This is a genomic window from Micromonospora sp. B11E3 (assembly GCF_039871625.1).
In the GTDB taxonomy this organism is placed as follows: domain Bacteria; phylum Actinomycetota; class Actinomycetes; order Mycobacteriales; family Micromonosporaceae; genus Micromonospora.
The window spans coordinates 25,456-39,316 of the sequence record NZ_JBDPMC010000065.1; the positions used below are offsets into that span (position 1 = coordinate 25,456).

Consider the following 13,861-nt stretch of genomic DNA (forward strand, 5'->3'; position numbering starts at 1 on the left):
CCCCGGCGGCTCAGAGCTGGTCGGTCCCGGCGGGCGCGGCGGTCCATCCGCCGCCGACGCCCGTGGGGTACGCCGGGCCGACGCCGACCGCCACCAGCTCCCGGCTCTCCAGTCCCCGCAACCGGGCGCGCACCTGTTCGGCGCGGGACGGGTCGATCCGGTCCAGCGGGGGCAGCGCCCGCCGCCAGGCCAGCCCTGCCGCGTCCAGCTCACCCGCCGCGCGGTGACTGTCGCCCAACCAGGTCAGGCTGGTCGCCTCCCGGTACGGGTCGCCCAGCTCGCCGAACTCGATGGCGGCCGCCCGCAGGCAGTCCACCGCGGTCCGGTGCCGCCCGAGGTGGTGGTACGCGTAACCGAGCGTGCTCCGGCTCAGCGCCGCGCCGGCCCGGTCCCCGGTCTCCTCCTGCAGGGTCAGCGCCCGGTGGCAGTGGCCGACGGCCCGCTCGTGCTCGCCGAGCTGGGCGCAGGCCCAGCCGACCGTCGCGAGGACGTCGGCGCGGGCCACCCGGTCGCCGAGTTCCCGCTCCAGGTCGAGCGCGGCCCGTACGTGCCGGTGCAGGTACCGGGCGGGCACCCCGGGATGCCAGGCCGCCGCCAGCTCGGCGTGGACGCGGGCCTGACCGCACCGGTCCCCGGACGCGGTGGCGAGGGTCAGCGCGGTGCGGTGGTGGCGGTGCCCCTCCTCGACGCGGCCCTGGCGCAGCCGCGCCCGGCCGAGACTGCGATGGATCTCCGCCTGCACGCCCGGGTCGCCCAGTCGTCGGGCGGCGCCGAGCGCCGCGAGCTGGCTCTCCGTCCAGTCGCGCCAGTGGCCCTGCCGTTCGAACCAGCTGGCCAGCAGCTGGGCGAGCTGCCAGATGTGGCCCTCGTGCTGCGTGCGGGTCGCGTAGGCCAGCACCGCCAGCAGCACCGGACGCTCCGTGCGCAGCCAGGCCATGGCCGACCGCCGGTCGGTGGGGCGGACCGGGGTGACCCCGGGCTGGAGGCCCGTCAGCGGCGGCCGGGTCCGGTGCGGGTCGAGCAGCAGCACGGCGGCGTACGCGCTGTGCAGGTAGTGGTCGAGCAGCCGCCGGGTGACGGTGCAGCGCTCGGCGTCGCTGTCGTGTGCCTGGGTCAGCTCCCCGGCGTAGGCGCGCAGCAGGTCGTGGATGCTGAACCGGCGCGGGGCGTGCTCGGTCAGCAGGTGGGCGCTGAGCAGTTCGGCCAGCAGCTGGCGGGCCCGCGGCCGCGGCACCCCGGCCAGGCTGGCCACCGCGGGGGTGCTGATGTCCGGCCCCGGGTGCAGGGCGAGCAGCCGGAACAGTCGGGCCGCCGGCGGACTCAGCGTCTGGTAGGACCAGGAGAAGACGGTCCGCACGTCGGTGGTGGTGTCCCCGCCGGCGAACGCGTCGAGCGCGCCCTGGGCCTCGCGCAGCTCGTCGGCGAGCGCGTCGAGTGGAAAGGTCGGCGCCGCCGCGGCCCGCGCCGCCACGACGGCCAACGCCAGGGGCAGCCGGGCGCAGCGGGTGATGATGTCGTCCACCGCCGAGCGCTGGGTGGCCGTACGGTCGGACCCGAGCCGGTTGGCCAGCAGCCGCCGGGTCTCGGCGATGGTCGGCAGGTCGAGCACCAACGAGTGCGCGCCCTCCACGACCACCAGGCCGGAGAGCTGGTTGCGGCTGGTCACCACCACCAGGCAGCCGGGCGAGCTGGGCAGCAGCGGGCGCACCTGCTCGGCGTCGCGGGCGTTGTCGAGCAGCACCAGCACCCGCTTGTCCGCCAGCAGGCTCCGGTAGAGGCCCACCTGCCCGTCGAGACTGGCCGGGATCCGGTGGGCGGGCACCTGCAGCGCGTCGAGGAAGCCCCGGAGGGCCTCGCCCGGGCTCATCGCCGATCCCGTCACGTCGAAGCCCCGAAGGTTGACGTAGAGCTGCCCGTCGGGAAACCGGTGCCGGGCGCGGTGGGCCCAGTGCACGGCCAGGGCGGTCTTGCCCACGCCGGCGGTGCCGGACAGGACCGCGACGACGACGGGACCGGAGCGTCGGTCGGCGGCGTCGGCCAGTCCGTCCAGCCGGGCCAGCAGGGCGTCGCGGCCGGTGAAGCCCTGCCCGGCCGGCGGGAGCTGGGCCGGCGTGCAGGGCGGGAGCGGACCGCGGCGGGCCGGCGCCGGTGCGGCCTGCCGGTCGGCCGGCCCCGGGGGCGGTGCGTCGGGGTCGCCGCGCAGCAGTGCCTGGTGCACCCGCCGCAGCTCGCTGCCCGGCTCGGTGCCCAGTTCCTCGACGAGCCGGCGGCGTACGCGGGCGAAGCAGTCCAGCGCCTCGGCGCCCCGCCCGGCCTGGTGCAGCGCCCGCATGAGCTGCGCCGCGAGCGGTTCGCTGAGCGGATGCTCCTTGAGCAGCCCGCGCAGTTCGTCGACGACGGCGTTGGCCCGGCCCAGTCGCAGCTCGGCCGGGGCCAGGGCCAGGACGGCGGCGAGCCGCTGCTGGGCGAGGGTCTCCCCGACCTGCTCCACCCAACTGCCGGAGAGGCCGGCCAGCGGCGTGCCACGCCAGAGGCGCAGCGCGGCGCGCAGCAGGCGTGCCCGTTCGGTGTCCGCCAGGCCCGGGGCGCGGCCCTGCTCCACCAGGCGCAGGAACCGGTGCAGGTCGATCCGGTCGAGGTCGACGGAGAGGGTGTACGCGCCGGCGCGGTAGCTGAGGTCGGCGGACGTCCCGTCGGCCTGGGCCGCCTGCGCCAGCAGTCGCCGCAGCCGGGTCACGTAGGTGTGCAGGGCGCCGCGTACCTGCCGGGGCGCCTGGTCCCAGACCCGGTCGATGAGCTCCGCCACCGGCACGGGGCGACCGGCGTCCACCAGCAGGGCGGCCAACACCGTGCGTTGCTTGCGCGGCCCCGCGTCGAACTGCATTCCGGCGGCCCGCAACTCCACGGGACCGAGCAGATTCAGCTCAGGCACATCCCACCCCCACCATCGCAGGGCCAGCATCCGGAAACAGCGATCCCAGAAAAGATACATCGACGGGCATCTTAGTAAAGCTGGCCCCTTCTCGATTCAAGGATTGGTTTGGCGCAAATCAAGTACGGTGGCCCATGGTCGTTCCATGCGCAGAGACGACGGATCAGTCGATATCGACCCGGCGGATCGCGGCGGCCGTACGGCAATGGGTCGCCGAGGCCGCCTGCGGCACGCGGTCCTCGTCGGCGTCCTGCTGGTGGCGACCGGCGTCGGCGTCGTGGTGACATTCCGCAGCGGCGCCCGGGAGTCCGTGGCCGTGCTCGCCAGGGCCAGTTCGGTGCCGTATCTGCTGGCCGCGGTCGGTACCTCCGTGCTGGGACTGTGGCTCGCGATGGCCGCCTGGCGGCGGATACTGGCTGACGTCGCGCACCGCCCCGGCCTTGTCGACAGTGCGCGGATCTATTTCGTCTCACTGTTGGGCAAGTTCATTCCCGGACCGATCTGGGGCCTGTTGGTGCAGATCGAGATGGGCCGCACCCTGGGCATACGGGGCGGCTCCATGACAATCGGCTTCTTTCTCAACCTCGGCGTGACGTTGCTGTGCGGCGCGACGGTGGGAATGGTCGTGGCCCCGACCGTGCTGGGCGGACAGGCCCTCTGGCTGACCGTGCCACTGGCCGTGACCGTCGCCTGTTTCGCCTGGCCGGCGCTGGTGAACCAGGCGGTGACCCGGGTCCTGCGGGTGCTGCGGCGCCGTCGCCCCGCACCGGACGCGCCGGCCGTGGCCGAGGCCGGCCCGAGGGCCGTACGGGTCGCCATCGCGCTCAGCCTCGCCTCCTGGACCGTCTACGGCCTCCACGTGTGGATCATCGTGACCCTGCTCGGCGCCCCGCCGCTGCGATCCCTGCCGGTGGCGGTGGGCGCCTTCGGCCTGGCCGCGGTGGCGGGCGGGTTCGCGGTGCTCCTGCCGGACGGTTGGGGCGCCCGGGAAGCGGTGCTGGTCCTCGCCCTGGCCAGCGTCCTGCCCTGGCCGGTGGCGGGGGTGGCCGCGGTGACCAGCCGACTGGTCGTGCTGGTCAGCGAGGTGGGCCTCGCCGGGATCGCCATGCTCGTCGGCCGGGTGCTGCGGGCCCGGCAGGCCACGGACGCCACCGGCACCAGCCCCGCCGCCCCGGACCGTGCCGCCCACGTCGCACCCGCGCCGGACCCGCCGCGTCCCGCCCGACCCGACGCCGCCCACCCGATCCGACGATGAGAGGAGACCCGATGCCCCAGCTCATGACCATCGACGACTGCGAACAGCTCAGCGTCAAGCAGGTGCACGACCTCTACCGGCGCTACGTCAGCCGCAGCCAGGTGTCACTGATGACCACCTTCGGCTTCGGACGGGAGCTGGTCGACCGCGCCGAGGGCCCCTGGGTCCACATGCGCGACGGCACCCGGGTGCTCGACTTCTCCGGCGGCGTCGGGGTGCTCAACCACGGGCACAACCATCCCCGGATCCTGGCGGCCCGCCGCCGGTTCGCCGAGGCCCGGCGGATGGAGGTGCACAAGGCGTTCTTCTCGCCGTACCTGGCCGCGCTCAGTCACAACGTCGCCGAACTGCTCCCCGGCGACCTGAACATCTCGTACTTCCCCAACTCTGGGGCCGAGGCCAACGAGGGCGCCATCAAGATGGCGTACAAGTACCACGGCGGCAAGCGGAACACGATCCTGCGGGCCGACATCAGCTTCCACGGCAAGACCCTCGGCTCGGGCAGCCTCACCGGGTCGCTGGAGAACCACTTCCGCTTCCCCGGCCTGCCGGGGATCGTCGTCCACCCGTACGGCGACGTCGAGGCGGTGCGCGCCGCGGTGGCCGCCGCGCGTACGGCGGACGGTGGCTGCGACGTCTACGCGATCCTCGTCGAGCCGTTCAGCGCCTCCACCATGCGCTACTGGCCGGAGGCGGCGCTGCGGGAGCTGCGGGAGCTGTGCACCGCCGAGGACATCGTGCTGATCTTCGACGAGATCTACACCGGCTGGGGCAAGACCGGCGCCCTGTTCTACTTCATGCGCCACCCCGGGCTGGTGCCGGACATCCTCACGTACTCCAAGTCGCTCGGCGGCGGCAAGGCCTCCATCTCCGGCTACACCGCCCGGGAGCCGGTGTTCCGGCAGGCGTACGACCGGCTCAACGACGTCATCCTGCACAGCACCACCTACTACGGCTTCGGCGAGGAGACCGCCACCGCGATCGAGGCGGTCAACATCGTCGTCGAGGACGACTACCCGGGCCGGGCGCGGGAGATCGAGAGCCTGCTCGTCCCCGGCCTGGAGCGGATCGCCAAGGACCACCCGGACGCGGTGGAGCGGGTCAGCGGCGTCGGCGCCCTGCACGGGGTGTTCCTGGACAACGGCCCCAAGCTGCTGAACCTGGCCAGCCGGCTGGCCCCCGGCTTCTCCGGCGACCCCCGGTTCGGCACCAAGCTGATCACCCTGTCGGTGATCGCCCACCTCTACCGCGAGCACAAGATCATGACCTACTACAGCCCCAACGGGCAGAACCCGCTGATGGTGGCCCCGACGCTCAGCGCCGGGCCGGCGGAGGTCGAGTACTTCCTGGACGCCCTCGACGCCACGCTGTCCCGGGGACTGACCCGGCTGCTCACCGGCTTCGTGAAGGAGAAGGTGGGGGCGGCGTGGTGAGCCGGGTGGTGGTGACCGGCGGCTGCGGCATGCTCGGCGGCAACCTGGTCGAGCGGCTGCGCGCCGAGGGGCACCGGACGCACGCGGTCGACCTGCGGCCGGGACCGGACGGCACGGAACACACCGTGGCCGACGTACGCGACGCCGCCGCGATGCGGCGGGTGATGGCCGGCGCGGACGTCGTCGTGCACACCGCCGCCGCCCTGCCCAGCTATCCCGAGGCGGAGATCCGGTCGGTGATCGTGGAGGGCACCCGCACGGTGCTGGCCAGCGCGGTGGCCGCCGGCGTACCGCGGGTGGTGCACATCTCCTCCACCGCCGTGTACGGCCTGCCGAAGGTCGTGCCGACGACCGAGGAGTACCCGCGCGAGCCGGTCGACGTCTACAGCGGCGCGAAGGCCGACGCCGAACGGGTCTGCGACGAGTTCCGGGCGCGCGGGTTGTGCCTGCCGGTCCTGCGGCCCAAGACGTTCGTCGGCCCGGGCCGGATGGGCCTGTTCGCCATGCTGTTCGAGTGGGCCGACGAGGGGCGCAACTTCCCGGTCCTCGGCCGGGGCGACGTGCGCATCCAGATGTGCGCGATGGACGACCTGGTCGACGCCGTGCTGCTCACGCTGGCCGCGCCCGACGAGGTCGCCAACGACACCTACAACATCGCCGCCGCCGAGTTCGGCACGATCCGGGAGGACTTCCAGGCCGTGCTCGACGCCGCCGGCCACGGCAGGCGGGTGGTCTCGATCCCCGCCCGCCCGGCCGTCGCGGCGCTCGGGCTGCTCCGGGCGGCCCACATCTCCCCGGTGTACGACCGGCTGCTGCACAAGCTCCTCGCCGACTCGTACGTCAGCATCGACCGGGCCCGCAAGCAGCTCGGCTTCGAGCCCCGCTACTCCAACCGGGACGCGGTGCTGGCCGCGTACCGGTGGTGGCGCGAGCAGCGCGCCGCCGGCCGGCCCGAGCGGGCCGGGACGACCTCCCGGGAGCCCTGGCGTCAGGGCGCCCTCTCGCTGGCGAAGGTCTTCTTCTAGTGGTGGCCCGTGGCGTCGCCGGTGCCGGCGGGGCCCACGCGCTCGGTGTCGTCCCATCTGGAGATCCCATGCGTGCTACCGAGTCCGCCGTCCACCTCGGCGGCGCGGCGCCCGGGACGACCGTCGCCGACGGTCGCCCCGGGCCGTCCGCCGAGCCCGGCCCGCCCGGCGTCGACGGCACCGCCGTCCTCGACCTCGGCCCACCTGTCACGCCGACCGGGCTGGCCCGCCTGGCCCGGCTGCCCGGCGCGCTGGCCGTCCTGCTGCGGCCCGGACAGTGGCCGAAGAACGTGCTCGTGGTCCCGGTCGCGCTGCTCACCGCCGGGGCGTGGACCCCGGCGACGCTGGCCCGGCTCGGCTGGGCGGTGCTGGCCTTCACGCTCGCCTCGGCGCTGGTCTACGTCGTCAACGACGTGGTCGACCGGGACCGCGACCGCCGGCATCCCGTCAAGCGGCACCGCCCCGTCGCCTCGGGGCTGGTGCCGGTGCCGGTGGCCTGGGCGGTCGCGGTCGGGCTGGCCGGCCTGCTCGCCGCGACCGTGGCCCGGGCACCGGGGCTGTTCTGGCCGCTGTGGCTGTACCTGGGCCTCAACGTCGCCTACAGCCTGCGGCTCAAGCAGGTGCCGCTGGTCGACGTGTTCACCCTCGCCGCCGGGTTCGTGCTCCGCGCCCTGCAGGGGTACGCCGTCACCGGGCTGGCCGTCTCCGGCTGGCTGCTGACATGCGTCTTCGCCATCTGCCTCGTGCTCGCCCTCGGCAAGCGCCGGCACGAGATCATGGTCGCCGGCGCCGAGCACCGGCCCGCCCTGGTCGGCTACACCGTCCACCTGATCGACAACCTGGTCCTGCTCAACGCGGCCGTCGCGGTGACGACCTACCTGCTGTTCCTGGACTCCGACGCCGGCGCCACCCGGTACGGCCCGCTGCTGTCGGCGCCGTTCGCGATGTTCGGGATCTCCCGCTACCTGCAACTCCTCCTGGTGCACCGCCAGGGCGGCGATCCCACCCGCATCCTGGTGCGCGACCGCGCGATGCTCGTCAACGCGTTGATGTGGGCCGCGTTCGTCGCCGGGCCCCTGCTGGCCTCCCGCTGACAAACCACACGTTCCCCCGAGGTGATCCGCGTGCGTCCCCTGGTCTCGGTCATCGTCCCCAACTACAACTACGCGCCGTCCCTGCCGCTGTGCCTGCGTGCGCTGCTGAACCAGACGTACCATCCGGTGGAGATCATCGTCGTGGACGACTGCAGCACCGACGACTCCGTCGACGTCGCCCACGCCCTCGGCGTGCGGGTGATCCGCCGTACCGAGAACGGAGGGTGCGCGGCCGCCCGCAACACCGGCGCGGCCGAGGCCCGCGGCGAGATCCTCTTCCTCGTCGACTCCGACGTCATGGTCGCGCCGGACGCCATCGAGAAGGCGGTGGCCATCCTGGAGTCCGATCCCAGGGTCGGCGCCGTCTGCGGCATCGCCGACCCCGTCCCGCTGATCCGCGACAGCCTGCTGGAGGAGTACCGGGCGCTGCAGTTCCACCACTGGTCGGCCAGCTCGGAGGGGGACGTCTCCTTCCTGTTCCCGGCCATGTGCGCCATCCCGGCGAAGGTGTTCGCCGAGATCGGGGAGTTCAACGCCCGGCTCAAGCAGACCGAGGAGGTCGACTACGGCTACCGCCTCTCCCAGCGCTACCGCCTCCTGCTCACCTCCGCCGTGCGCGGCCGGCACGACCACGACCACGACCTGCGTACGCTGCTGCGCAAGCTCTTCCACCGGGGCCGCGCCCGCATCCCGCTCTACGCCCGGGTACGCCGCTTCGCCAAGGGCTTCGAGACCGGCAGCCGCGCCTGGGGCAGTCTCGCCGCGCTCGGCGCCGTGGTGGCCGCCGGGCTGCCGCTGCTGCTCGGTCCGGCGTGGACGGTGCTGCCGGTCGGCCTGCTCGCCGCCTCGGTCGCCGCCGACGCCGGGATGTACCGCTTCGTGCTGTCCCGACGGGGCCCGGCCTTCCTGGCCTACTTCACCGCGGTGCACTTCCTGGTGAACGTGACCATCGCGGTGGCCGCCGGCACCGGGGTCCTCCAGTGGCTGCTGTCGGACCGCTTCCGCCGGCTGTACGACACCACCCCGCTCGCCTCCCGGGAGCCGGCGGTATGACCACCCTCACCGACCTTCCCGCCGTACCGGGGGCCGTCGCCCGGCCCCGACGGCGCCCGGGCCGGGCCGTCTCGCGCTGGTCCGCCCGGGCCGTGGTGGCGCTCGCCGCGACCTGGCTGGCCTTCGTCCTGGCCCACCTCGCACTGACCGGCCGGTTCTGGTTCTGGGTCCTGCCCGACCTGGTGCCGCCGCCGGTCTACGCGCTGGCGCCGGCGGCGCTGCTGCTGGTCGCCGGGCTCGGCGCGCTGCCGCCCGGCCGCCGCCGGGACCGGCGCTGGGTCCAGGTCACCGCCGGCCTGTCCGCCGTCGCGCTGCTGCTCGGCGCCGGGCAGAGCGGACTGCACCCGGGCGCGCTCGTCGCCGGGCGGCAGCCGGCCGTCCCGCCGGACGCCATCCGGGTCTTCTCGTGGAACACCAACTACTGGGACAACACCGACGACCCGGACCACTTCTACCGGTTCCTCGCCGCCCGCCACGCCGACGTGTACGTCCTGCAGGAGTACATGAACTGGGTCGGCCCGCAGCCGCTGCCGATCGACGACCTCGCCCGGCTGCGCCGCGAGTTCCCCGACCACTACCTGGCCGCCTGCAACGGGCTGATCACGATCTCCCGGTTCCCGGTCGTCGCCGCCCGGACCACCGACACCGCCGGTGAGCACGAGGCCTCCTGGCACCGGCAGTTCCCGGGGCAGCCGCTGACCCGCCGGGCGTTCCGCGTGGACCTGCGCGTCGGCGAGCGCACCGTGTCGGTCTACAACCTGCACGTCCCGTTGCAGCTCGGCGAGCGGAAGCTGCTCACCGCGAACTTCTACCGGGACGTCCGGGCCCGGGTGGAGCACCGGGCCGACGAGTTCGCCGCTTTGCGCCGCGACCTCGCCGCCAACGACAACCCGCTGCTGGTCGCCGGGGACTTCAACACCACGGCGGCCATGGGCGACCTGCGCTGGCTGCGCGGCAGGCTCGACGACCCGGCGACCGCCGGGCGGTTCCTCTACCCGGCCACCTGGCCGGTCAGCGGCCCGGCCTCGGCCGTGCACGTGCCGTTCGACACGCCGCCGCTGTGGCGGCTGGACTGGGCGTTCACCCAGCGGATGCGGGCCTACCGGTACGACCTGCGCGACCCGGAGAGGCTCTCGGACCACCGCGGGCAGGAGATGGTGCTCGCCCCCACCGGGGGACCGACCTCGGCCGCCCCACCGGTGGGTCCGCCGGGCGTGGTGCCGGTGGCCGGCTGCGCCGCCGACCAGCTCGCGGGGTACAAGTGATGGCCGGCCTCCGTTCGCGGCTGCGGCCGGGCACGGCGGCGGGGGCGCTGGCGCTGGCCGTACCGATCGCCGTCGCGGCCGTGGTGACCCACCGCGCCACCGGCCGGTACTGGGGCGACCTGGCCGCCTACCGGGCGGGGGCGCGGGCGGCGACGGCCGGCGACGGGAACCTGTACGACCTCGTCCTGCGCGGTGTCGTGCCCGGCGTCGACCTGGCCTTCGTCTACCCGCCGTTCCCGGCGCTGCTGCTACGCCCGCTCGCCGCGGTCAGCTTCGACGCCGGCATCGCGTTGTGGACCCTGCTGTCGGTGCTCGCGCTGGCCGCGGTGGTCGCCCGCGCGCTGCGCCTGCTGGCCCCGGGAACGCCCGAGCGGCGGCACGCGCTGCTGACCCTCGGCGGCACCGTCGCCGCGCTGCCGACGTTCCCGGTCTCCGGGCACCTCCAGGCCGGCCAGGTCGGGCTGTTCCTGATGCTGGTGGTGCTGCTCGACCTCACCGGCGATCCGGACCGGTGGTGGCGCGGCCTCGGCGTCGGGCTCGCCGCCGGAGTCAAGCTCACGCCCCTGATCTTCGTCGCCTACCTGCTGGTCACCCGCCGGTTCCGGGCCGCGCTGGCCGCCGCCGGGACCTTCCTGGCCACGATCGCCGTCGGGTACGCCTGGCACCCCGCCGACTCGACGCGGTTCTGGTCCGGCGCGGCCGTCGAGACCGGACGGATCAACGCCGACCCCCGGTGGGTGTTCAACCAGTCGCTGCACGGGGCGTTGGCCAGGATCGGCGACACGGCCACCCCGCCCCGGGTGCTCTGGCTGCTGCTGGCGGCGTTCGTCGGGGTCGCCGGCCTCGCCCTGGCGGCCCGGGCCGCGCGCGCCGGCGACGAGCTCCTCGGCGTGCTGACCTGCGCGCTGACCGGCGTGCTGGTCTCCCCGATCTCCTGGCACCACCACTGGGTCTGGTTCGTGCCGGCCCTGCTGCTGCTCGCCGTCCGCTCCTGGCCCGCCCGCCGCCGGGCCGGGCTGGTCACCGCCGGCGGAGTCTGGCTCGGCCTCGTCGCCAGCACCGGCTGGGTCGTCCTGCTGCTGCGCGGCGACGACCTGCACTTCCACGGCGCGGGCCTGCTGATCGCCAACGGGTACGTGCTGGTGGGCCTGCTGGCCCTGGCCGCCGTCGCGTACCACCTGCACCGGCCCCACCGACCCCCCGCGCCGACCGGCGGCCGCGCCGACCGGACGGCCACGCCCGCTCCGCTCCGGACCGGAGGTGCCCGATGATCCCGTCGCGACGGCCCCCGGTCGACGTGGAACTCGTCATTCCCGCGTTCAACGAGGCGCTCCGGCTGCCCCGGACCCTCCAGGCGGCGGTGGCCTTCCTCGCCCGCGCCCCGTGGAGCTCCCGGCTCGTCGTCGTCGACAACGGCAGCACCGACGACACGGCGGCGGTGGCCCGGCGGCTCGCCCCGACCGGGCTGGTCGAGGTGATCGGCTGCACCCGGCCGGGCAAGGGCGCCGCCGTCCGCTGCGGCGTGCTGACCAGCACGGCCACCTGGGTCGGGTACGCCGACGCCGACCTGTCCACCCCGATCGACACGCTCACCGCCGCCCTGTCCCACCTGGAACGGGGCGCGGCGGCGGCCATCGCCTCCCGGCACGTGGCCGGGGCGAACCTGGTGGTCGCCCAGCGACCGCTGCGCCGCGTCGGCGGCGCCGCCTTCCGGGCGCTCACCTGGCGGCTGCTGCCGGGCATCCACGACACGCAGTGCGGTTTCAAGGTGTTCCGCCGGGAGGTCGTCCAGCGGGCGCTGATCCAGTGCCGGGACAGCGGCTTCGCCTTCGACGTGGAGCTGCTGCTGCGGATCCGCGCCGCCGGCGGCGAGATCGTCGAGGTGCCGGTGCGCTGGACCGACGACCGCGCCTCCCGGCTGAATCCGGCCCGGGACGGCCTCAACGCGTTCCGCTCGGTGCTCGGCATGAGGAGGGTTTTGCGTTGACGACGAGTGCGACGAACGGGTTCCCCGCCGGGCGACGGGCCGCCGGCCCGCTGCACGCCCGGCACGTCCTGATCCTGCATCCCCGCGACCCCCGGCATCCGGAGGCCGCCGGTCCGGAACGCTACCTGCACCACGTGGCCACCCGCTGGGCGGCGGACGGCGTCCAGGTCACCTGGCTCGCCGAACGCCCCGACGGGCTCGCCGAACGCGAGACGCTGGGCGGCGTCCGGGTCGTCCGCGGCGCCGGCCACCGGGGACGGGCAGCACGGCGGACCACGCGGAAGCTGCTGGTCGACACGCCGCTGGTCGACGCCGTCCTGCTCGGCGAGGACGCCCGGCGGCCCCGGCTGGACAGGTGGCCGCGGAGCGTCCCGGCGGTGCGGGTGGTGCACGACCCGGCCGCCGTGCCGGACCGCCGCCGGCGGTTCCCGGGCGAGCGCTGGGTCGCCGTGTCCCCCTCGGTACGTCGCGCCCTGCTTGCCTCGGCGCCGGCGCCCGGCCCGGTGTTCGTGGTGCCGCCGGGCGCCGACGACCCCGGGGAGCCGACCCGCCGACGCGCCGAGCGGCCGACCGTCGTGACCTGGCTGCCCCGCTGCCCGGACACCGCGCTGCTGGCGCTCTGGCACCTGGCGGCGGCCGCTGCCGTCCTGCCCGCGCTCCGGGTCGACGTCGTCGGCGAGGCGCCGCACCTGCCGCACGTACGCCGGGTCGCCCACGAGCACGGCCTGGCCGGCACCGTCACGTTCCACGGCGCGGTGGCCGGCGCACCGCTGACCGACCTGCTGACCCGGGCGTGGCTGGTGCTGGCCGCGCCCGGCGACACCGCGTGGTCGTACCCGGTCGTCGAGGCGGCCACGGCCGGGGTGCCCACGCTGGCCCCCGCGTCGGCGACCGCCAGGGACGCCGTGGTCGACGGGTTGACCGGCTGGGTGACGCCGGACGTCGAGAGCCTCGGCGGGGCCCTGACCCAGGCGCTGCAGGAACTCGCCGTCGACGAGCGCGCCGGCACCCTCGCCGCCGCCTGCCGGCAGTGGGCCGGCGTCCTCCGCTGGGACCGCACCGCCGACCTGCTGGCCGGCGTGCTCGGCGCCCGGCTCGACGAGGTCGCGGACGGCCGGACCGCCGGGCGGCGCACCGCCCGGCCCACGATCAGCGCCGTCGCCACCGTCCGCCCACCTGCCGGCGCCGCCCTGCGGCTGCGGGTCACCGACGAGGTCCGGCCCGCCGGGACGGACCCGGCCCCGGCCGAGCAGGTGGTCCTGCTGCACGGCTGCGACGAGGCCGACGCCCACTCGGCTCTGCACCGGCAGGGCGCCCACGTCACGTCCGTGCGGCTCGCGACCGACCTGGACCTGCTCGCCGGCCCCGGGGCCCACCTGCCCTCGACCGGCCGGGCCATCCCGGCGCCCGCCCTCGGCTGGTGGCCGCAGCCCGGTCTGGAACCGTGGCCGGCCCCGCCGCCGCCCGCCGCCGACGGGCTCAACGGCGTGGTCCAGCACGCCTGACCGTCGCCCTACGGACGCCTCTGCCCGTCGGCCAGCTCGCCCGGGACGGCGTCGGTGCTCGGCCTGGCGCGGAGCAGCGCGGCGCCGCCACCACTAGGGCGTGTCTCGTGGATCTTCGGGGCGGATCCGGTAGATAGATTGGCGTGTCTCGACGGCATGAGCTGACCGATGACGAGTGGGCGCTGCTGGCGCCGTTGCTGCCAGCGGATCCGCCGCGTGGGGGCCGGTGGCGTGACCATCGGACGACGGTCTCGGGGATCTTGTATCGGGAACGTACTGGGATTCCGTGGCGTGACCTGCCGGAGCGGTTCG

At 75.0% G+C, this 13,861-nt stretch carries 11 protein-coding genes; 10 read left to right on the forward strand and 1 reads right to left on the reverse strand.

What is annotated here, in order from left to right; translation table 11 throughout:
* Positions 1-10 precede the first annotated feature (10 nt).
* Positions 11-2,932 (reverse strand): BTAD domain-containing putative transcriptional regulator, encoded by a 2,922-nt coding sequence (locus ABGB16_RS25835; protein ID WP_347670681.1) that lies wholly within the window; start codon positions 2,930-2,932, stop codon positions 11-13.
* Positions 2,933-3,077: 145 nt separating this feature from the next.
* Here ABGB16_RS25835 and ABGB16_RS25840 point away from each other — a divergent pair, with 145 nt between their 5' ends.
* The 10 genes from ABGB16_RS25840 to ABGB16_RS25885 all read left to right on the forward strand — a co-directional run.
* A complete protein-coding gene (locus tag ABGB16_RS25840) occupies positions 3,078-4,187 on the forward strand; it encodes a lysylphosphatidylglycerol synthase domain-containing protein (RefSeq protein ID WP_347670682.1) in 1,110 nt (369 codons plus the stop codon).
* A 110-nt stretch (positions 4,188-4,297) separates the two neighbouring features.
* The gene (locus ABGB16_RS25845) at positions 4,298-5,620 is read left to right on the forward strand and encodes an aminotransferase class III-fold pyridoxal phosphate-dependent enzyme (protein WP_347670690.1); all 1,323 of its coding nucleotides are present in this window, start codon (positions 4,298-4,300) and stop codon (positions 5,618-5,620) included.
* The gene (locus ABGB16_RS25850) at positions 5,614-6,645 is read left to right on the forward strand and encodes an NAD-dependent epimerase/dehydratase family protein (RefSeq protein ID WP_347670683.1); all 1,032 of its coding nucleotides are present in this window, start codon (positions 5,614-5,616) and stop codon (positions 6,643-6,645) included. Before ABGB16_RS25845 ends, ABGB16_RS25850 begins: the two co-directional genes overlap by 7 nt.
* Before the next feature lie 68 nt (positions 6,646-6,713).
* Positions 6,714-7,739 carry a UbiA prenyltransferase family protein gene (locus tag ABGB16_RS25855; protein WP_347670684.1) on the forward strand — a complete coding sequence of 342 codons (1,026 nt, stop codon included), beginning with the start codon at positions 6,714-6,716 and terminating at the stop codon, positions 7,737-7,739.
* 24 nt (positions 7,740-7,763) lie between these two features.
* On the forward strand, positions 7,764-8,792 hold the full coding sequence (locus ABGB16_RS25860; protein WP_347670691.1) for a glycosyltransferase: 1,029 nt from the start codon (positions 7,764-7,766) through the stop codon (positions 8,790-8,792).
* Positions 8,789-10,057 carry an endonuclease/exonuclease/phosphatase family protein gene (locus ABGB16_RS25865; RefSeq protein WP_347670685.1) on the forward strand — a complete coding sequence of 423 codons (1,269 nt, stop codon included), beginning with the start codon at positions 8,789-8,791 and terminating at the stop codon, positions 10,055-10,057. Before ABGB16_RS25860 ends, ABGB16_RS25865 begins: the two co-directional genes overlap by 4 nt.
* Entirely contained in the window at positions 10,057-11,328 is a 1,272-nt protein-coding gene (locus ABGB16_RS25870; RefSeq protein WP_347670686.1) for a glycosyltransferase 87 family protein, read from the forward strand. Before ABGB16_RS25865 ends, ABGB16_RS25870 begins: the two co-directional genes overlap by 1 nt.
* Positions 11,325-12,044, forward strand: coding sequence for a dolichyl-phosphate beta-glucosyltransferase (locus ABGB16_RS25875; protein WP_347670687.1), 720 nt, complete (start codon positions 11,325-11,327; stop codon positions 12,042-12,044). Before ABGB16_RS25870 ends, ABGB16_RS25875 begins: the two co-directional genes overlap by 4 nt.
* A complete protein-coding gene (locus ABGB16_RS25880) occupies positions 12,041-13,549 on the forward strand; it encodes a glycosyltransferase (RefSeq protein ID WP_347670688.1) in 1,509 nt (502 codons plus the stop codon). Before ABGB16_RS25875 ends, ABGB16_RS25880 begins: the two co-directional genes overlap by 4 nt.
* A 143-nt stretch (positions 13,550-13,692) precedes the next feature.
* Positions 13,693-13,861, forward strand: a 169-nt coding sequence (locus ABGB16_RS25885; protein WP_347670692.1) for a transposase, incomplete at its 3' end; no start/stop codon positions are given.